Source organism: Bacteroides sp. D55t1_190419_B8 (genome assembly GCF_015558905.1).
In the GTDB taxonomy this organism is placed as follows: Bacteria; Bacteroidota; Bacteroidia; order Bacteroidales; family Bacteroidaceae; genus Bacteroides; species Bacteroides vicugnae.
In genome coordinates this window covers 283,941-304,486 of sequence record NZ_JADMOU010000004.1, presented here as the reverse complement: position 1 = coordinate 304,486, position 20,546 = coordinate 283,941, and the positions used below count along the sequence as shown (strand labels likewise).

14 protein-coding genes and 1 pseudogene are annotated in these 20,546 nt (G+C 43.4%); 10 read left to right on the top strand and 5 right to left on the bottom strand.

Features of this window, described 5'->3' with window-relative positions:
• Positions 1–68: 68 nt before the first annotated feature.
• The gene (locus tag I2I13_RS06095) at positions 69–2,051 is read right to left on the bottom strand and encodes an alpha-L-arabinofuranosidase C-terminal domain-containing protein (protein WP_195649089.1); all 1,983 of its coding nucleotides are present in this window, start codon (positions 2,049–2,051) and stop codon (positions 69–71) included.
• A 378-nt stretch (positions 2,052–2,429) separates the two neighbouring features.
• Here I2I13_RS06095 and I2I13_RS06090 point away from each other — a divergent pair, with 378 nt between their 5' ends.
• The 10 genes from I2I13_RS06090 to rpiB all read left to right on the top strand — a co-directional run bounded on the left by I2I13_RS06090 (position 2,430) and on the right by rpiB (position 16,608).
• Positions 2,430–3,569 (top strand): aldose epimerase family protein, encoded by a 1,140-nt coding sequence (locus I2I13_RS06090; protein ID WP_148366267.1) that lies wholly within the window; start codon positions 2,430–2,432, stop codon positions 3,567–3,569.
• Between the two features lie 25 nt (positions 3,570–3,594).
• On the top strand, positions 3,595–5,289 hold the full coding sequence (locus tag I2I13_RS06085; RefSeq protein WP_148366266.1) for a sodium:solute symporter: 1,695 nt from the start codon (positions 3,595–3,597) through the stop codon (positions 5,287–5,289).
• Between the two features lie 23 nt (positions 5,290–5,312).
• Positions 5,313–5,990 carry an NUDIX domain-containing protein gene (locus I2I13_RS06080; RefSeq protein ID WP_074556461.1) on the top strand — a complete coding sequence of 226 codons (678 nt, stop codon included), beginning with the start codon at positions 5,313–5,315 and terminating at the stop codon, positions 5,988–5,990.
• Positions 5,991–5,995: 5 nt separating this feature from the next.
• On the top strand, positions 5,996–6,679 hold the full coding sequence (locus I2I13_RS06075; RefSeq protein ID WP_074556460.1) for an L-ribulose-5-phosphate 4-epimerase: 684 nt from the start codon (positions 5,996–5,998) through the stop codon (positions 6,677–6,679).
• 35 nt (positions 6,680–6,714) lie between these two features.
• On the top strand, positions 6,715–8,244 hold the full coding sequence (gene araA / locus I2I13_RS06070; RefSeq protein WP_148366378.1) for an L-arabinose isomerase: 1,530 nt from the start codon (positions 6,715–6,717) through the stop codon (positions 8,242–8,244).
• 22 nt (positions 8,245–8,266) lie between these two features.
• Positions 8,267–9,862: a xylulokinase gene (locus tag I2I13_RS06065; protein ID WP_195649088.1), complete on the top strand. Its 1,596-nt coding sequence runs from the start codon at positions 8,267–8,269 to the stop codon at positions 9,860–9,862.
• Positions 9,863–10,008: 146 nt separating this feature from the next.
• Positions 10,009–12,411 carry a glycoside hydrolase family 127 protein gene (locus I2I13_RS06060; RefSeq protein WP_195649087.1) on the top strand — a complete coding sequence of 801 codons (2,403 nt, stop codon included), beginning with the start codon at positions 10,009–10,011 and terminating at the stop codon, positions 12,409–12,411.
• A gap of 66 nt (positions 12,412–12,477) precedes the next feature.
• Positions 12,478–14,022 carry an alpha-N-arabinofuranosidase gene (locus I2I13_RS06055; RefSeq protein ID WP_195649086.1) on the top strand — a complete coding sequence of 515 codons (1,545 nt, stop codon included), beginning with the start codon at positions 12,478–12,480 and terminating at the stop codon, positions 14,020–14,022.
• 142 nt (positions 14,023–14,164) lie between these two features.
• Positions 14,165–16,174, top strand: a complete 2,010-nt coding sequence (locus I2I13_RS06050) for a transketolase (RefSeq protein WP_074556456.1) — start codon at positions 14,165–14,167, stop codon at positions 16,172–16,174.
• The gene (gene rpiB, locus I2I13_RS06045; protein ID WP_004309178.1) at positions 16,174–16,608 is read left to right on the top strand and encodes a ribose 5-phosphate isomerase B; all 435 of its coding nucleotides are present in this window, start codon (positions 16,174–16,176) and stop codon (positions 16,606–16,608) included. Before I2I13_RS06050 ends, rpiB begins: the two co-directional genes overlap by 1 nt.
• 170 nt (positions 16,609–16,778) lie before the next feature.
• Here the strand turns inward: rpiB and I2I13_RS06040 are convergent, their stop codons facing one another.
• The 4 genes and pseudogenes from I2I13_RS06040 to I2I13_RS06030 all read right to left on the bottom strand — a co-directional run bounded on the left by I2I13_RS06040 (position 16,779) and on the right by I2I13_RS06030 (position 20,542).
• A complete protein-coding gene (locus I2I13_RS06040) occupies positions 16,779–18,161 on the bottom strand; it encodes an MFS transporter (RefSeq protein ID WP_195649094.1) in 1,383 nt (460 codons plus the stop codon).
• Positions 18,162–18,263: 102 nt separating this feature from the next.
• Positions 18,264–19,172, bottom strand: a complete 909-nt coding sequence (locus I2I13_RS24440; protein ID WP_229128574.1) for an endonuclease/exonuclease/phosphatase family protein — start codon at positions 19,170–19,172, stop codon at positions 18,264–18,266.
• Between the two features lie 9 nt (positions 19,173–19,181).
• Positions 19,182–19,835 (bottom strand): annotated as a pseudogene (locus I2I13_RS24605) (GDSL-type esterase/lipase family protein); the annotation flags it as partial.
• Between the two features lie 11 nt (positions 19,836–19,846).
• Positions 19,847–20,542, bottom strand: coding sequence for a hypothetical protein (locus I2I13_RS06030; RefSeq protein ID WP_148366256.1), 696 nt, complete (start codon positions 20,540–20,542; stop codon positions 19,847–19,849).
• Between the last annotated feature and the right edge of the window lie 4 nt (positions 20,543–20,546).

The following is a 20,546-nucleotide window of genomic DNA, read 5'->3' as shown; positions in this document are numbered from 1 at the left end:
CGCCCTTACTTTTACAATTAACAAAAATTTAAAACCTATTACTTGGTATTCTGAGCTAACACATCTATTTATTTCTTCTTAAATTTATAAACAGCAAATGTAGTCGGTTCCAGTTCGGTAACAAACACGTTGCCTTCAATCGATACCGGAGTTTCCTGTGGAGTGATGGCGGAAGGTTGTTCAAGCGTGTTATCCTTGTCAAGATCAAGCGAATGAAGTTTGATGCAACGGCCGTCGGAAAGTACATCCTGTTTTTTCAAACCTTCAAAGTTCAATGAAATCGGTTGGGCCGTGGCGGAAGTGTTAACCACCTTAACAATCAATTCATTCTTATCCTTATCATAAACAGCACTGGCAAAGAGTCCGTTTTGCCCTTCAGCTCCTGTTACATTTTTCTTATTCATGGTAAGCGGAAGCACGTTAGTTCCTTTGTTATGTGCAAACAACTGCTGTACATAATAGCTTGTAGTACGCACGGAATTCAGGTTATCAAACCAAATCATATCCGGACGCCATTGCCATCCTTCTACGTGAGCGAAAAGAGGAGCATAAGTAGCCATGTGTACGATGTCAGCGTTACGTTCCAGCCCTGTCATAAAAGCAGCTTCAAGCAGAGCAGCATGGTAATGATTCCATTTTTTGCCTTTTCCGTGGCAGGCATATTCTCCGGCAAACACTTTCGGACCTTTACGGTCATAGTTGTCATAGCGTGCGCCTTGTGTCAGAAACCAACTTTCAGGACGATAGAAGTGTTCATCCACCAAATCAGCTTTCAGACGTTTCATTTCAGGCCACAAATAATCAAACTCTTTTCCTTCGGAATTCGGACCGGAGCTACCTACGATTTTGATTTCCGGATGAGCCTTACGAATGGCTTTGATAAACGGTTCAAGACGTTCGGGATATTCTTTTCCCCATTGTTCGTTACCGATACCGATAAACTGCAGATTAAATGGAGCAGGATGTCCCATATCGGCACGTACCTTCCCCCATGTAGTATTGACGTCACCATTGGCAAATTCTATCAAATCGAGTGCATCCTGAATATAGCTATCCAGATCACAAACTGCAACGTGAGCTTTCGAATCATTATTCTGATATTGACAGGAAAGACCGCAATTCAGAATCGGAAGAGGCGCTGCACCCATTTCTTCGGACAACAGGAAGTATTCGTAGAATCCTAATCCATAGCTCTGATAATAATCCGGGAAGAAACGATGGGTAAAGGTATATTGCCAACGGTTCTCATTCAAAGGGCGGTTTTCTACGGGACCTACCGATTTTTTCCAGTCATAACGGGTATTGAGGTCAGTACCTTCTACGATACAACCACCGGGGAAGCGGAAGACTCCGGGATGAATATCCGCCAATGCTTGTGCTAAATCTTTGCGAAGACCATTTTCATGTCCTTTCCAGGTATTGACCGGGAAAAGAGAAACGTGCTCCAAATCAACCGTTCCTTTAGAAGTAAGGAAAATGCGGAGTACGGATTTTGGATGGGTAATGCCGGACTTCAAGATGACTTGATACTTTTTCCATTCGTTGGAGTCAATCGTCAGATTCTCTGCGGCAAAAGCCTGACGTTCACCCATTGATTTAGTATCGACAAGTTCGATCCTCAATGTTTCTTTCGTACTTCCTTGCGGCAAACGCGCCCAAACAGAAAAGCGATACTCCTCTCCTTTCTTGACGCCAATACCGAAAAAGCCTTCGTTATCCAGGCCGGTATGTTTGTGTCCGTGTCCCGGATCGGAAAGGCGTACATAATGCGGATTACGTTCAAAAGGTCCGTCATCCATCAGTGTCACTTTGCCATAGGTATTCCATCCCATCAGATGCTGGGGGAACTCGAACGAGCGGTTCTTTACCAGTTCCGCGTATAATCCGCCATCAGCAGCATAGTTGATGTCCTCAAAAAAGAGTCCGTACATAGTAGGTTGGATTTCCGCTCCCAGCTTCTTCGTTTGTATCACCAACTCATTGGTTTGCGCATGAAGTGCAAGGTTAGTAAACAAGGCTAATACTGCCAATAAATTTGTGTATCTTCTCATGGTTCTCAATAAAAAATTATATATAGTTAAAATGCAAAGATAATCAGATTCTCAATTTTCCGCGTACCCGATTTTATCATAAACAGGTGTTTATCGGTCAAAAAGGATCAAATTCCATTCATTTGCACAAATTTCCATCTGGTATCCGTATTTATAATACGAAATCAGATAAAAAAACACCTATTTATTACAATCATATAATACAAATATGAACTGCAGGAAAGCGTATATTTATATATATAATAAGGTGTGGAAAAAATTATAAAACATACCATTTATGCTGCATAACATATAAGAGTGTATTTGATACACCAAACAAAAGTGTTACTTTTACACCCAAAATAAGATAAGCATCTCATTTACATTAAAAATAAAACCATGAAAAAACATTTTCTACTTGCAGGAATTGCCGTGCTGATGCTGGCTGCGTGCAATAACAAACCGGCTTCCGAGCTGACCTTGTCCGGTCTTGATCCGGTAAAATTTCAAACAGAAGTGAATAATGCCCAAACAGCTCTTTACACACTAAAGAATAAGGCAGGCATGGAAGTATGCATCACTAACTTCGGAGGACGTATCGTGTCTATCATGGTACCCGACAAGAACGGTCAGATGCAGGATGTAGTTTTAGGTTTTGACAGCATTGCTGATTATATCAATATTCCCAGCGACTTTGGCGCTTCTATCGGACGCTATGCAAACCGTATCAACCAGGGACGTTTTGTATTGGATGGCGATACGATCCAGTTACCACAAAACAATTACGGACACTGTCTGCACGGAGGTCCGAAAGGCTGGCAATACCAGGTTTATGAAGCCAATCTTATCGATCCGACAACACTGGAGCTGACTCGTATTTCACCGGATGGAGATGCTAATTTCCCGGGCAACGTAACAGCTAAAGTGACTTACAAACTGACTGATGACAACGCTATCGACATCAAATATAGCGCAACTACTGATAAAAAGACGATCATCAACATGACCAACCACTCTTATTTCAATCTTTCCGGTGATCCGTCTAAAATTTCAACCGACCATATCATGTATGTGAATGCAGACTACTATACTCCGGTAGACAGCACCTTTATGACTACAGGCGAAATTGCTCCGGTTAAAGACACTCCGATGGACTTTACTACTCCGAAAGCCGTGGGTAAGGAAATCAATAACTATGATTTCGTTCAATTAAAGAATGGAAACGGATATGATCATAACTGGGTATTGAACACTAAGGGAGATCTTTCTCAAGCAGCCGCCAAACTTACTTCACCCGAAAGCGGCATTACTCTGGAAGTATATACCAACGAACCGGGTATACAGGTTTATACAGGTAACTTCCTCGATGGAACCGTAACCGGCAAGAAAGGTATCGTTTACAACCAACGTGCTTCCGTTTGTCTGGAAACACAACACTATCCTGACAGCCCTAACAAGGCAGACTGGCCGTCTGTTGTTCTGGAACCGGGACAAACTTACAACAGCGAATGTATTTTCAAATTCTCTGTAGAGAGATAATATTAACTCATAAATCATTTTTATCGTGGAAGCATTAGATTGGCTAGTAATCGGAGTCTTTTTTCTGGCTCTGATTGGTATTATTGTTTGGGTAGTCAGACAAAAACAAAATGACTCGGCAGATTATTTCTTAGGTGGACGTGACGCAACATGGCTTGCGATCGGTGCCTCTATCTTCGCATCGAACATTGGCTCGGAGCACTTGATCGGACTGGCAGGAGCCGGAGCATCCAGTGGTATGGCTATGGCTCACTGGGAAATTCAAGGATGGATGATTTTGATTCTGGGATGGGTGTTCGTGCCTTTCTATTCACGAAGCATGGTATATACGATGCCGGAATTCCTGGAACGCCGCTATAATCCTCAATCACGTACTATCTTGTCTGTAATCTCTCTGGTTAGTTATGTCTTGACCAAAGTAGCCGTAACTGTATATGCCGGTGGTCTGGTGTTCCAGCAGGTATTCGGCATCAAAGAACTTTGGGGAATTGATTTCTTCTGGATTGCAGCTATCGGTCTGGTAGTGTTGACCGCAATTTATACCATCTTCGGAGGTATGAAATCCGTTCTTTATACTTCTGTTCTTCAAACTCCAATCCTATTGTTAGGCTCCTTAATTATCCTTGTGCTTGGTTTCAAAGAACTAGGCGGATGGGACGAAATGATGAGAGTCTGTGGTGCTGTGACCGTAAATGATTATGGTGATACCATGACCAACCTGATTCGTAGCAATGATGATGCAAACTTCCCATGGTTGGGTGCTTTGATCGGTTCAGCTATCATCGGATTCTGGTACTGGTGTACTGACCAGTTTATTGTGCAGCGTGTACTTTCAGGAAAGAATGAGAAAGAAGCTCGCCGTGGTACTATCTTCGGAGCTTACCTGAAACTGTTACCTGTATTCCTTTTCTTGATTCCGGGTATGATTGCATTTGCATTGCACCAGAAATATATCGGTGCCGGTGGTGAGGGTTTCCTTCCGATGCTGGCTAATGGAACTGCAAATGCCGATGCCGCTTTCCCGACATTGGTTGCCAAATTACTTCCTGCCGGGGTAAAAGGTCTGGTAGTATGTGGTATTCTTGCCGCTTTGATGAGTTCTCTTGCCTCTTTGTTCAACTCATCGGCCATGTTGTTCACTATCGACTTCTACAAGCGTTTCAGACCGGAAACTCCGGAAAAGAAACTGGTTGGTATCGGCCAGGTTGCAACAGTTGTAATCGTTATTTTAGGTATTCTTTGGATTCCTATCATGCGTAGTGTAGGTGATGTACTTTACACCTATTTGCAGGATGTTCAGTCAGTCCTGGCTCCAGGTATCGCTGCTGCGTTTTTACTGGGGGTCTGCTGGAAACGTACTTCTGCTCAAGGTGGTATGTGGGGACTGATTTCCGGTATGGTCATCGGCTTGACGCGTCTGGGTGCTAAAGTATACTATAGCAACGCGGGTGAAGTGGCTGATTCTACATTCAAATATTTGTTTTATGATATGAACTGGCTGTTCTTCTGCGGATGGATGTTCCTATTCTGTATGATTGTAGTAATCGTAGTTAGTCTAACAACAAAGGCCCCGACAGCAGAAAAGATTCAGGGACTGGTATTCGGTACAGCTACTAAAGAACAAAAAGCGGCTACTCGTGTCAGCTGGGATCACTGGGATATTATTCATACTGTAATAATCCTGTCTATTACAGCCGCTTTCTACTGGTATTTCTGGTAATTAAATAATTCACTACGACAACAATGAACAATTATTATAGCTCAAATCCGACTTTCTATGTCGGCATCGACTGTATCATCTTCGGTTTCTCCGAAGGGGAAATCAGCCTGCTCCTGTTGAAGAGAAACTTTGAGCCGGCAATGGGTGAATGGTCTCTGATGGGAGGATTCGTGCAGAAAGATGAAAGTGTGGACGATGCCGCCAAACGTGTATTGCATGAGCTCACCGGACTGGAAAACGTTTATATGGAACAGGTGGGAACCTTCGGAGCGATTGACCGCGATCCGGGTGAACGGGTAATCTCTGTGGCTTATTACGCGTTAATCAACATCAATAAATATGATCTGAATCTGGTTCGGAAACACAATGCTCACTGGGTGAAAATAAACGAGCTTCCCCCACTTATTTTCGACCATCCTGAAATGGTGGAGAAGGCACAGGAACTGATGAAACAGAAAGCGTCCGTGGAACCTATCGGATTCAATCTGCTTCCGAAACTCTTTACGTTGACTCAACTGCAAAGTCTATATGAGGCCATTTATGGTGAGACGATGGATAAACGGAACTTCCGTAAAAGAGTGGCTGAAATGGATTATATAGAGAAAACTGATAAAATTGATAAACTAAGTTCTAAACGCGGCGCTGCCTTGTATAAGTTCAACGGCAAGGCTTACCGCAAAGACCCGAAATTTAAAATCTAATCATTATGCTGGAAGAACTAAAAGAAAAAGTATTTCATGCCAATCTCGAACTGGTAAAGCATGGATTAGTCATCTTTACCTGGGGAAATGTTTCTGCCATTGACCGTGAAAGCGGATTGGTAGTAATCAAACCCAGTGGTGTAAGTTATGATGACATGAAAGCCGAAGATATGGTAGTAGTGGATCTGGATGGCAAGGTCGTTGAAGGACGGCTGAAGCCATCTTCAGACACCCCTACTCACGTAGTGCTTTACAAAGCATTTCCGGAAATCGGAGGAGTGGTACATACACACTCTACCTATGCAACAGCATGGGCACAAGCCGGATGTGACATTCCGAATATCGGAACCACTCATGCAGATTACTTCCATGATGCCATTCCCTGCACAGCGGATATGACGGAAGCGGAAGTGAAAGGTGCTTACGAGCTGGAAACCGGTAATGTAATAGTGAAACGTTTTGAAGGCTTGAACCCTGTACATACACCGGGAGTATTGGTGAAAAATCATGGTCCTTTCTCTTGGGGAAAAGACGCATACGACGCCGTACACAATGCTGTGGTTATGGAACAGGTAGCTAAAATGGCAAGTATCGCTTATGCGGTAAATCCCAATTTAACAATGAATCCGCTGCTGATAGAGAAACATTTCAGCCGCAAGCATGGCCCGAATGCTTATTATGGACAGTAAAACAATTAAAAATTATAAATTTAAACTATAACATGATGAATAACGTATTTGATCAATATGAAGTATGGTTCGTAACAGGAGCACAGCTTTTGTACGGAGGTGACGCAGTAATCGCAGTAGATGCACACTCTAATGAAATGGTTAACGGATTGAACGAATCCGGTAAACTTCCTGTAAAGGTGGTATACAAAGGAACAGCTAATTCTTCTAAAGAAGTGGAAGCTGTTTTCAAAGCAGCCAACAATGACGAAAAGTGTGTCGGTGTTATCACTTGGATGCATACGTTCTCCCCTGCTAAAATGTGGATTCACGGTTTGCAACAGTTGAAGAAACCTTTGTTGCACCTACATACTCAATTCAACAAGGAAATTCCTTGGGATACCATGGACATGGACTTCATGAATCTGAACCAGTCTGCTCACGGTGACCGCGAATTCGGACATATCTGTACCCGTATGCGTATCCGTCGTAAAGTGGTGGTAGGTTACTGGAAAGAAGAAGAGACTTTGCATAAGATTGCCGTTTGGATGCGTGTTTGTGCCGGTTGGGCAGATTCACAGGATATGCTGATTATCCGTTTCGGCGACCAGATGAACAACGTAGCTGTAACCGATGGTGATAAAGTGGAAGCTGAACAGCGTATGGGTTACCACGTAGATTACTGTCCGGTAAGCGAATTGATGGAATATCACAAAGATATCAAAAATGAAGATGTAGATGCATTGGTAGCTACTTACTTCAAGGAGTACGATCACGATGCTTCTTTGGAAGATAAATCAACTGAAGCTTACCAGAAAGTATGGAATGCTGCCAAGGCTGAACTGGCTATGCGTGCTATCCTGAAAGCTAAAGGTGCGAAAGGGTTTACTACCAACTTCGACGATTTGGGCGACATTGAATACAATGGTTTCGATCAAATCCCGGGTCTTGCCTCACAACGTCTGATGGCGGAAGGTTACGGATTCGGTGCTGAGGGTGACTGGAAATCGGCTGCTCTTTACCGCACTGTATGGGTAATGAATCAGGGACTTCCTAAAGGCTGCTCATTCCTGGAAGATTACACTCTGAACTTCGATGGTGCAAACAGCTCTATCCTTCAGTCACACATGTTGGAAATCTGTCCGCTTATCGCTGCCAACAAACCTCGTCTGGAAGTACACTTCCTCGGTATAGGTATCCGCAAGAGTCAGACTGCACGTCTGGTCTTCACTTCAAAAGTCGGTACTGGCTGCACTGCTACTGTTGTAGATATGGGTAACCGTTTCCGTCTGATCGTGAACGACGTAGAATGTATCGAGCCGAAACCGCTGCCTAAGTTGCCGGTTGCTTCTGCTCTCTGGATTCCGATGCCAAACCTTGAAGTAGGTGCAGGTGCATGGATTCTGGCTGGTGGAACTCACCACTCTTGCTTCTCTTACGACCTGACAGCAGAATATTGGGAAGATTATGCTGAAATCGCAGGTATCGAAATGGTACATATCAACAAGGATACTACAATCAGCTGTTTCAAGAAAGAACTGCGCATGAACGAAGTTTATTACATGTTGAATAAAGCACTTTGCTAAACCTTAAAATATTGATTTCAACATGAAATTAGATGCAAAATCAACCATCGAGGCAGGTAAAGCTATTCTTGGCATAGAACTCGGTTCAACACGAATAAAAGCTGTCTTGATTGACCAGGAAAACAAGCCTATTGCTCAAGGTAGCCACACTTGGGAAAACCAGTTAGTTGACGGACTTTGGACGTATAGCATTGAAGCCATCTGGTCAGGGCTGCAAGATTGCTATGCCGATCTTCGTACGAACGTAAAGAACGCATACGGCATAGAGATCGAGACGCTGGCTGCCATCGGTGTCAGCGCTATGATGCATGGTTATATGCCATTCAACAAAAAAGAAGAAATCCTCGTGCCTTTCCGCACTTGGAGAAACACCAATACAGGCCGCGCAGCGGCTATTTTGTCCGAACTATTTGTCTATAATATCCCTCTACGTTGGAGCATTTCCCACTTGTATCAGGCTATTTTGGACAACGAAGCACATGTGAATGAGATTGACTTCTTGACCACTCTGGCAGGTTATGTGCATTGGCAGATCACAGGCAAAAAGGTGTTGGGAATAGGTGATGCATCGGGTATGCTTCCTATAGATCCGACTACTAACAACTATTCTGCCGAAATGGTGGCTAAGTTCGATAAGCTGATTGCTCCGAAAGAATATAGCTGGAAGCTGCAGGATATTCTGCCTAAAGTATTATCGGCAGGTGAAAATGCAGGTGTCCTCACACCGGAAGGTAGTAAAAAGCTCGACGTATCGGGTCATTTGAAAGCAGGAATACCCGTTTGTCCTCCGGAAGGAGATGCCGGCACCGGTATGGTTGCAACCAATGCTGTGAAACAGCGTACCGGAAATGTATCGGCAGGTACTTCTTCATTCTCTATGATTGTATTGGAGAAAGACTTGTCCAAGCCATACGAAATGATCGACATGGTCACAACTCCTGACGGAAGCCTCGTAGCCATGGTACATTGCAATAACTGTACTTCTGATCTCAATGCATGGGTCAACCTGTTTAAGGAATATCAGGAACTTCTGGGCATACCTGTAAATATGGATGAAATCTATAGTAAACTCTACCATATCGCACTTACCGGTGACACAGATTGCGGAGGTCTCCTTTCATACAACTATATTTCAGGCGAACCTGTAACAGGACTTGCGGACGGAAGACCGTTATTTGTACGTTCTGCCAATGACAAGTTCAATTTGGCCAACTTTATGCGGACTCACCTATATGCTTCAGTAGGTGTTCTCAAGATTGGTAATGATATCCTGTTCAACGAAGAAAAAATCAAAGTGGATAGAATTACAGGTCACGGAGGACTGTTCAGAACAAAGGGAGTAGGTCAAAGAATCCTTGCAGCAGCTATCAACTCGCCTATTTCGGTGATGGAAACAGCCGGTGAAGGTGGTGCCTGGGGAATTGCCTTGTTAGGTTCTTATCTCGTGAACAACGAAAAGAAACAATCTCTTGCCGACTTCCTGGATGAAAGTGTATTTGTCGGAGATGCCGGTGTCGAGGTATCACCCACACCCGAAGATGTAGCCGGTTTTAATACATACATCGAAAACTACAAGGCAGGATTGCCCATCGAAGAGGCAGCGGTCAAATTTAAATAGTTGACAATTGGCAATTCCTTGTTATATATTCATCAAGAAATTGCCGACAAATCGCTGTTTAGCAAGAACCAATTCTCACTAAATATTAACATTAACTATCCCCACCCCTCTCCTCTTTGGGAGAGGGAAAAGGGGAGACTATTACCATGAAAACCACCTCGTTCATACTTGGCCTTGTCCTGTCCGCCTCACTGGCTAAAGCACAAAATGCTCCACAGGTGTCTTACTTCCCTTTACAGAATGTAAAACTATTGGATAGCCCGTTCCTGCAAGCCCAACAGACTGATTTACATTATATACTTGCCTTAAACCCCGACCGTCTGCTCGCTCCTTTTCTACGCGAAGCAGGTTTACAACCTAAAGCTCCCGGCTATACCAACTGGGAAAATACCGGATTGGACGGACATATCGGCGGACATTATCTATCCGCCCTCTCCATGATGTATGCCGCTACCGGAGATACTGCTGTCTACAACCGCCTCCACTATATACTGAATGAGTTGCATCATGCACAGCAAGTTGTAGGTACAGGATTCATCGGAGGAACTCCGGGAAGCCTCCAACTTTGGGAAGAAATAAAAGCTGGAAAGATCCGTGCCGGAGGTTTCGACCTTAACGGCAAATGGGTACCTCTATACAATATACATAAAACGTATGCAGGATTACGGGACGCTTACTTGTATGCAGGAAGCGATCTGGCACGTCAAATGCTGATTGACCTTACAGACTGGATGATTGACATCACTTCCGGTTTGAGCGACGAACAAATGCAGGATATGCTTCGTAGCGAACATGGCGGATTAAATGAGACTTTCGCTGATGTGGCTGAAATCACAAGCGACAAGAAATATCTGGAACTGGCCCGCCGTTTCTCCCACAAACTTATCCTCGACCCGCTTATCAAAGATGAAGACAAGCTGACAGGTATGCACGCCAACACACAGATTCCCAAAGTGATCGGTTACAAACGAATAGCCGAACTTTCGCAAGATGACAAGAGTTGGAATCATGCTGCTGAATGGGATCATGCCGCCCGTTTCTTTTGGAATACGGTAGTCAATCACCGTTCCGTCTGCATCGGAGGAAATAGTGTCCGTGAACATTTCCACCCGGCGGATAACTTCACGTCCATGCTGAACGACGTTCAAGGACCGGAAACCTGTAATACTTACAACATGCTCCGTCTTACTAAAATGCTTTACCAGAATTCTCACAATCCCAACAATACACAGGAGCCTGATCCCAACTACGTAAACTATTACGAACGTGCGCTTTACAATCACATTCTTGCATCGCAGGAACCGAATAAGGGTGGATTTGTCTATTTCACTCCCATGCGCCCGGGACACTATCGTGTGTACTCACAACCGGAAACATCCATGTGGTGCTGTGTCGGTTCTGGCTTGGAGAATCATACCAAATACGGTGAATTTATTTATGCACATCAGAAAGATACGCTTTATATCAATCTCTTCATCCCTTCACAACTGACCTGGAAAGAGCAAGGCGTAACTTTGACACAGGAAACCCGATTCCCTGACGACGGTAAGGTAACTTTGCGAATAGATGAAGCGCCCCAGAAAAAACGTACTTTAATGATACGTATTCCGGAATGGGCTAATCAATCCAAAGGCTATAGCATCAGCATCAATGGGAAAAGAAAAATATTCATTATGGCAAAAGGTAATCAGTATCTCCCTCTCTCCCGCAAATGGAAGAAAGGAGATATCGTTACTTTCAACTTACCGATGAAAGTCAACATGGAACAGATTCCCGACAAGAAAGATTATTATGCTTTCTTATACGGTCCTATCGTTCTTGCAGCTTCCACGGGCACTGAACACCTCGATGGTTTATATGCCGATGATAGTCGTGGCGGACATATCGCTCATGGCAAACAAATTCCATTACAGGAAGTTCCGATGTTGATAGGAAATCCCGATTCCATCCGTAAGTCTCTTCACAAAGAACAAGGCAGCCGGATCGCTTTCAGCTACAACGGAGATGTTTACCCTGCACAAGGCAAAGCATTGGAGCTTGTTCCCTTCTTCCGCCTGCATAATTCCCGCTATGCCGTTTATTTCCGGCAGACAAGCGAAGAGCAGTTCAAAGCCATTCAGGAAGAAATGGCAACGGCTGAACGAAAAGCAACCGAATTAGCTAATCAAACCATTGATCTTATCTTCCCCGGCGAACAGCAGCCGGAATCCGACCATGGCATCCAATATGAGCAGGCAGAAACCGGAACGAACACAGACCGGCACTTCCGTCGTGCCAAAGGTTGGTTCGGCTATCAACTGAAAGTAAAAGAGGAAGCAAGCCGCATACTGGTCACCATACGGAAAGATGACCGTAACAAAGTAGCTATTCTACTGAATAATGAAAAGTTGGCTGTTAATCCGACGATCCGTGAAGCAGATAAAGATGGCTTTATCACCCTTTCTTATGTCCTGCCTCAAAAACTGAATATAGGTAGCTGTCCGATACGTTTCATCCCTGACGGAACGGAATGGACACCTGCAATTTACGAAGTGCGTTTACTAAAATAAACGTTCAAAAAGAAATAACCATCATCAAAATCAAACATCTATATAATCATTAAACAAATACCATTTATGAAAGCAAAACTATTAGTCAGTACGGCCTTTCTGGCAGCATCAGTATCTCTTTCCGCGCAAAAGAGTGCTACCATAACCGTACATGCCGACCAAGGCAAAGAGATTATCCCGAAAGAAATCTACGGTCAGTTTGCCGAACACCTGGGTTCATGTATCTACGGTGGTCTTTGGGTAGGCGAAAACTCGGATATACCCAATATCAAGGGATACCGTACAGATGTATTCAATGCATTAAAAGACTTGGCTGTTCCCGTTCTACGCTGGCCGGGTGGTTGCTTTGCCGATGAGTATCATTGGATGGATGGCATCGGTCCGAAAGAAAATCGTCCGAAGATGGTGAATAACAACTGGGGCGGAACGATTGAAGATAACAGTTTCGGTACACATGAGTTCCTGAATCTTTGCGAAATGCTGGGTTGTGAGCCTTACGTAAGTGGAAATGTAGGTAGCGGTACCGTAGAAGAACTCGCCAAATGGGTGGAATATATGACCTCGGACGGGGACTCTCCCATGGCCAATCTCCGTCGTAAGAATGGTCGTGACAAAGCATGGAAGCTCAAATATCTGGGAGTAGGAAATGAAAGTTGGGGTTGTGGTGGCAGTATGCGTCCGGAATATTATGCGGACTTATACCGTCGTTATTCTACCTATTGCCGCAACTACGACGGCAACCGTCTGTTCAAAATTGCCAGCGGTGCAAGTGATTATGACTACAACTGGACAGACGTATTGATGAATCGTGTAGGACATCGTATGCAGGGGCTTTCTCTCCACTATTACACCGTAACCGGATGGAGCGGCAGCAAAGGAGCAGCCACTCAATTCAACAAGGATGATTATTATTGGACAATGGGGAAATGTCTGGAAGTGGAAGATGTGCTCAAGAAACATTGCGCCATCATGGATAAATATGACAAGGACAAAAAGATCGCTCTTTTACTCGACGAATGGGGAACCTGGTGGGATGAAGAACCGGGAACCATCAAAGGACACCTGTATCAGCAGAATACATTGCGCGATGCTTTCGTTGCTTCTTTAAGCCTTGACGTATTCCACAAATATACAGACCGCCTGAAGATGGCAAATATCGCGCAGATAGTCAATGTACTTCAATCCATGATTCTGACGAAAGACAAAGAAATGGTGCTCACTCCTACTTATTATGTCTTCAAGATGTATAAAGTACATCAGGATGCCACTTATCTTCCCATTGAGCTGACTTGCGAAAAGATGAGTGTACGTGATAACCGCACCGTTCCGATGGTAAGTGCCACAGCTTCCAAAAACAAGGATGGAGTGATTCACCTTTCTCTTTCTAATGTAGATGCTGACGAAGCACAGGAAATCACCATCAATTTGGGTGATACGAAAGCAAAAAAAGCAGTCGGAGAGATTCTGACCTCCGCCAAACTGACCGATTACAATTCTTTTGAAAACCCTAATATTGTAAAGCCGGCACCTTTCAAAGAGGTAAAAATCAATAAAGGAACAATGAAGGTAAAACTTCCTGCTAAGTCCATTGTTACTTTAGAGTTACAGTAATTTTAGGGGATTTACTTATTGTATCGCAAACAAGAAGACCGTAAAATTGTCGATAAAAAAGATAGCTCTTTTGGATTGTTAAATCCACATAAAGAGTTATCTTTGCGAACAATCTGACAGAAATCAATTAAATTTTAATGATATGAACGATAACAAACTTATGAATCGTGCAGCGGATAACATCCGTATTCTTGCTGCTTCAATGGTTGAGAAAGCCAATTCCGGTCACCCGGGTGGCGCCATGGGTGGTGCTGATTTTGTAAATGTACTCTTCTCTGAGTTTCTAGTATACGATCCTGAAAATCCCCGTTGGGAAGGACGTGACCGCTTCTTCCTGGATCCGGGCCATATGTCTCCGATGCTTTATTCTACACTGGCATTGACCGGTAAATTCACTCTGGACGAACTGAAAGAATTCCGTCAATGGGGAAGCCCTACTCCGGGACACCCAGAAGTGGATATCATGCGGGGCATTGAAAATACTTCCGGTCCGTTGGGACAAGGACACACTTTCGCTGTGGGTGCTGCCATCGCTGCCAAATTCCTGAAAGCCCGTTTCAACGAGGTGATGAATCAAACAATCTATGCTTACATCTCTGACGGTGGTATCCAGGAAGAAATCTCTCAAGGTTCCGGACGTATTGCCGGTGCACTGGGACTGGACAACCTGATTATGTTCTATGACTCCAACGATATCCAGCTTTCTACTGAAACGAAAGATGTAACCGTTGAAGATACTGCCATGAAATATGAAGCATGGGGATGGAACGTACTTAGCATCAACGGTAATGATCCTGACGAAATCCGCGCAGCAATCAAAGAAGCACAGGCTGAAAAAGAACGCCCTACACTGATTATCGGCAAAACGGTTATGGGTAAAGGTGCACGCAAGGCAGACGGCAGCAGCTATGAAGCTAACTGCGCTACACACGGTGCTCCTCTCGGTGGCGACGCTTATGTAAATACAATCAAGAATTTGGGTGGTGATCCTACTAACCCGTTCGTTATATTCCCGGAAGTAGCCGAACTGTATGCAAAACGTGCAGAAGAGCTGAAGAAAATTGTAGCTGAGAAATATGCTGCAAAAGCAGCATGGGCGAAAGCAAACCCGGAACAAGCTGCCAAACTGGAACTTTTCTTCTCGGGCAAAGCTCCGAAAGTGGACTGGGCTGCTATCGAACAGAAAGCTGGTAGCGCTACTCGTGCTGCATCTGCCACTGTACTGGGCGCACTTGCCACACAAGTAGAAAACATGATCGTTGCTTCTGCCGACCTTTCTAACTCTGACAAGACTGACGGTTTCCTGAAAAAGACTCATTCTTTCAAGAAAGGTGATTTCAGCGGAGCATTCTTCCAGGCAGGTGTATCAGAATTGTCGATGGCTTGTATCTGTATCGGTATGTCACTCCACGGTGGTGTAATCGCTGCTTGCGGTACATTCTTCGTATTCTCCGATTACATGAAACCTGCCGTACGTATGGCTGCTTTGATGGAACAACCGGTGAAATTCATCTGGACACACGACGCATTCCGCGTAGGTGAAGACGGTCCTACTCACGAACCGGTAGAACAGGAAGCACAAATCCGCCTGATGGAAAAACTAAAGAACCACAAGGGACACAACTCTATGTTGGTACTTCGTCCGGCCGATGCAGAAGAAACAACTATTGCATGGAAACTTGCCATGGAAAATATGTCTACTCCGACAGGATTGATCTTCTCTCGCCAGAATATTGCCAACTTACCGGCAGGAACTGATTACGAACAGGCAGCTAAGGGTGCGTATATCGTAGCAGGTTCTGACGAAAATCCGGATGTAATCCTGGTAGCTTCAGGTTCTGAAGTGGCTACATTGGTAGCCGGCACAGAATTGCTGCGCAAAGATGGCGTAAAGGTACGCATTGTATCCGCTCCGTCTGAAGGTCTGTTCCGTAACCAACCGAAAGAATATCAGGAAGCTGTTCTCCCGGCAGATGCAAAGATTTTCGGTATGACTGCCGGTCTGCCTGTTAATCTTCAAGGTCTGGTAGGTTGCCACGGTAAAGTTTGGGGATTGGAATCTTTCGGTTTCTCTGCTCCTTACAAAGTGTTGGATGAGAAACTTGGATTTACTGCCGAGAACGTATATAACCAAGTAAAAGCAATGCTCTAATGAAAACAATCGGATTAGCATGCGACCATGCCGGTTTTGAACTGAAAGAATATGTTCGCGGCTGGCTGGAAGTAAAAGGCTGGGCTTACAAGGATTTCGGAACTAACTCTACCGCTAGCGTAGACTATCCGGATTATGCTCATCCACTGGCTCTTGCAGTGGAATCGGGAGAATGTTATCCCGGTATCGCTATCTGCGGCAGTGGAAACGGAATCAATATGACGCTGAACAAGCACCAGGGAATTCGTGCTGCTCTCTGCTGGAATGCAGAAATTGCGCATCTGGCTCGTCAGCACAACGACGCTAATGTTCTGGTCATGCCGGGACGCTTCATCAGCACTGAAGAAGCGGATATGATTTTGACAGAGTTCTTCTCTACAAAGTTTGATGGCGGTCGTCATCAGAACCGTATTGACAAGATTCCGGTAAAATAAAGCCTGAAGATAAATATAATAAGGCAGCTATACGATTGTGCGGTAGAACCGCAATCGTATAGCTGCCTTTTATTAATAAACTAACATGCGGAAAGATCGCCATCGGTTATTTACTTCTCAACAAACAGTCTTTTAGCATATATACATGTCTCCGACAATTCTATTTGCTATTATATATTCTTTTTCTTCCATAAAAAAAGCACTAATAATGAAGAAAGTACAGAAGCTGAAACCCAAAAAACAGAAACAGGACAAAAATTATAAATAACCACACCATTAATAACACCTTTATTGGAATCAATTAAATAACCGCTGATAATGTCTTGGAGCCCCGCTCCAATATAACTAGCCATACCGACAATACCCAACGCTGCTCCACTTGCATCCCTTGGAACAATATCTATCGCCATTAATCCTCCTAAAAAACAAATCAACACTCCTACTGCAACACCGAAGAGTAGCATACTCAAAATATTGATAAAGAAGCTATTTCCTGAAAACAAAAATAAACAAAGAGACAATGTATTAAGCAAACCAAACAGAAAAGCCAACAATCCTCTTTTGCCATGAAACAACCTATCTGATAACCAGCCTGAAAAAACAGTACCGACAATGCCGAGTAAAGCATTTATAGAAATAATCTGCGTTGCATGAGATAATGAGAATCCTTTCACTTCTTGCAAAAACAATACCCCCCAACCATTAATACCATACCGGCTGATATACATAAAAGAACTGGAAAATGCCAATAACCATATGAAAGGATTTCTAATGACAGCTTTTTGTAACTCTGAAGTAGATTCTTTTGAGGATGCTTCTTTTCTCTCCAATTCTTCATTAGATATGACTTCCACTGGAGGCAAACCTTTACATTGGGGTGTATCATGGAGAAAGAGAATAATAACAACGACTCCTGCCGCACCGGCTAAGGAAGCTCCGACAAATCCCCATTGCCAACCAAAGAAACCGACTACCGCTCCGACAAATATAAAAGAAAGAAATTCTCCTAAATTATGGCTGGCACTGAAGAATCCATAATATGTTCCGCGTTGTTTTAACGGGAACCAACGAGAAAGGGCAATAATAGCCGGAGGTGCTCCCATTGACTGAGCCCAGCCATTTATTCCCCACATAACCGCAAAAACGACAAAAAGTAACATATTAGAATAGAAAGCCACATTTCCCTGCAACAATCCACACGCTCCGACACAAAAGTTCGCAACAGCGGAAACTGCAAGCCCAGTTGCCATAAAACGTTTTATATTACTGTGATCGGCCAGAAATCCATTAACGAATTTTCCTAAAGCATAAGAGAATAATAAGGCAGAGCCAATAATGCCTAACTGCACAGCATCTAATGTTCCATTTTCAAGGATTGGCTTCTTCACGACATTCAATGTAGTGCGGCACACATAATACAAACTATATCCTATTGTTCCGGACAAGAAACACGACCAGCGCCATTTCCTATACAACTTACTTTGCATTTCTTCGGAAATTTCAAGCATAGGGATAGGGGCACTTTTTTTATAAAAAGTGAGTATGTTTTTCATCATACAATGTTATTTCAAGATTTAAAAAAAGCACAATATGATATGAAAGAGAGTATTGGAATCAATACTCCCTTTCAAAAAATAAATATGCTGATAATTATTTTATTTAGTATAGCTCAAATCAACTCTCACAGGAAAATGATCTGAAGGAGTACGTGCCTGTGAGTTCTCATAAATAATATCAGAGGATTCTTGAGCCGAATTGGTTATTTTTTTGTCACTTGTTTTATAACGATATGTATCCGTCAAAACCGAATACTTGTCAACCACTAAATCCGGAGTTATAAAAATATGGTCAATACGGCTATTGGTATTCAGATTCGGATTAAAATGATTAATCGTTCCATTCAGCACATAGCGAAACTTCGCTTTCTCATAAGAATCGCACACGACTCCTGACGAAGCTAACAACTGATAACTTTCATGACTTTGATCCACATTGAAATCACCTGTCAGAATAACAGCATCATTTCCACACATTTCCTTAATCTTCCTCAACACCAACTTCGAACTTTCCCTCATTGCCACTTCCCCCTTATGATCTGTATGGAGATTAAAATGCCAAAAACGGAAATTTGTTTTCCTATCAACGAATTCCCCCCATGTACATATTCTTACATAAGCAGCATCCCAGCCCTTATTGGGTTTAGAGGTATCTTCAGACAACCAAAAGTGGCCGGAATGCAATACCTCGAACTTATCTTTCTTATAGAAAATCGGTGCATACTCTCCTTTCTTTTTGCCGTCTTCGCGACCTACACCAATATAGTCATAGTCCGGCAAACTTCTTAAAAGATCTCCCAGTTGGTTATATTTTACCTCCTGAGCACCCCAAATATCAAAATTATTGTATTTAATAAGCCGGGCAATTACAGGGTACCTTTGCTGCCATCCGTTTCCCTCCAATGAGTCCTTTACATTACTATTCCGTATATTATAAGACCCGACACTGAGATTTCCGGCTGAGGCATTGAGTACTTGCTTAATGACAGGTTGTACTACATTCTCCATTATCCGGTAAGCAGATTCTAGCGGATGCACTCCATCCTCGCTATATCCAGCCTTCATCGCACCATTTTCATCTCTTAAAACGGTATTATAGTCTACATACGGAAAACCATTCTCTTCTGCATATGCTTTAATGGCACGATTGAGAGCATCTATTTTCTGTGTGACTTCCGTAACAGCAGGATTCCATCTGAATCCGCCCGACGGTAATACTGAAGCCAAGATAACCCGAATGCCATTCATCTGAGCAATTTGTGCCATAGAACGAATATTATTCAAAGTAAAAACCGGATCATATGTCCCTGCATTCTCCGCTATGTCATTCGTTCCGGCGTTAATTACTACGGCATAAGGTTTCAGAGCAACTACATCCTGTTGAAAACGCAACAAAAGCTGGGCACTGGCTTGCCCACCTATCCCCCGTCCTATATATCCGTTTGCAGTAAAAAACTGCGGACGCATACGTACCCATCCGCGCGTTATAGAGTTACCTATAAAAACAACCCGCTTTTCATTCGTTGCAGGAGTAGGCAAACTATTATTCGCTTTTGCATAATATGCCAGATTCACAATCTCATAAAGATGTTTTTGCGGCTTTTCTCTCTGGGCATCAGATTCAGGACAAAAGCCCCAAAGAATACATATCACCAATACTATCTTTTTCATTTCTCTACTCATCATTTTACTTTCACAACTTTAAAATTATCCAAGAAGAAACGGGCGGCCTTTCCAGTGTTTTTCACCTGTATAGAACGAACTAATATTTGTGTATCAGAGGTTGCCCCATAAACCGGAACAACTATTTTCTTCCACTTATTCCAGCTATTCACCTTGATTTCCTTTTCTGTACTGCCATCCTTCAGCTTACCGGCATTCAATACTTCTACAAGAATTGTATTCAGATCTTTATTGCCTTTCACGCCCTGATAAATAGCCACATCAAATGATACATCCACATTTACTTCTTTACCTGGTTCTATTCCCGCGCAGCTATACTCTCCCAAACCAGCTTCAGGCATACGTTTTTCTAACTTCGGAGAAATAATATCTCCGCCATCAGTCCTGCGTCCCACCTGCAAATACCCTAATCGAAGATAAACAAACTTTCCTGTGGTTTTCCAACCGGTAGCCTCCAGCACACCTTTAAGCTGCTGTGGCACTCCGTCAATCCGAGGACCGGCATTAGCAAACTTGCCATTCAGATAATCCTGGCCCCCAAACTCTGACGAAACCCAGTCAAATTGATCTTCAAAATAAATATACCCTATCGGATTATGATCTCCTTTACTATTTTGAGCATATATCACACTGTTCCCACAAAAAGAGAACATTATCATAAACAATATATATTTATACATCTTCATATTTCCCATAATT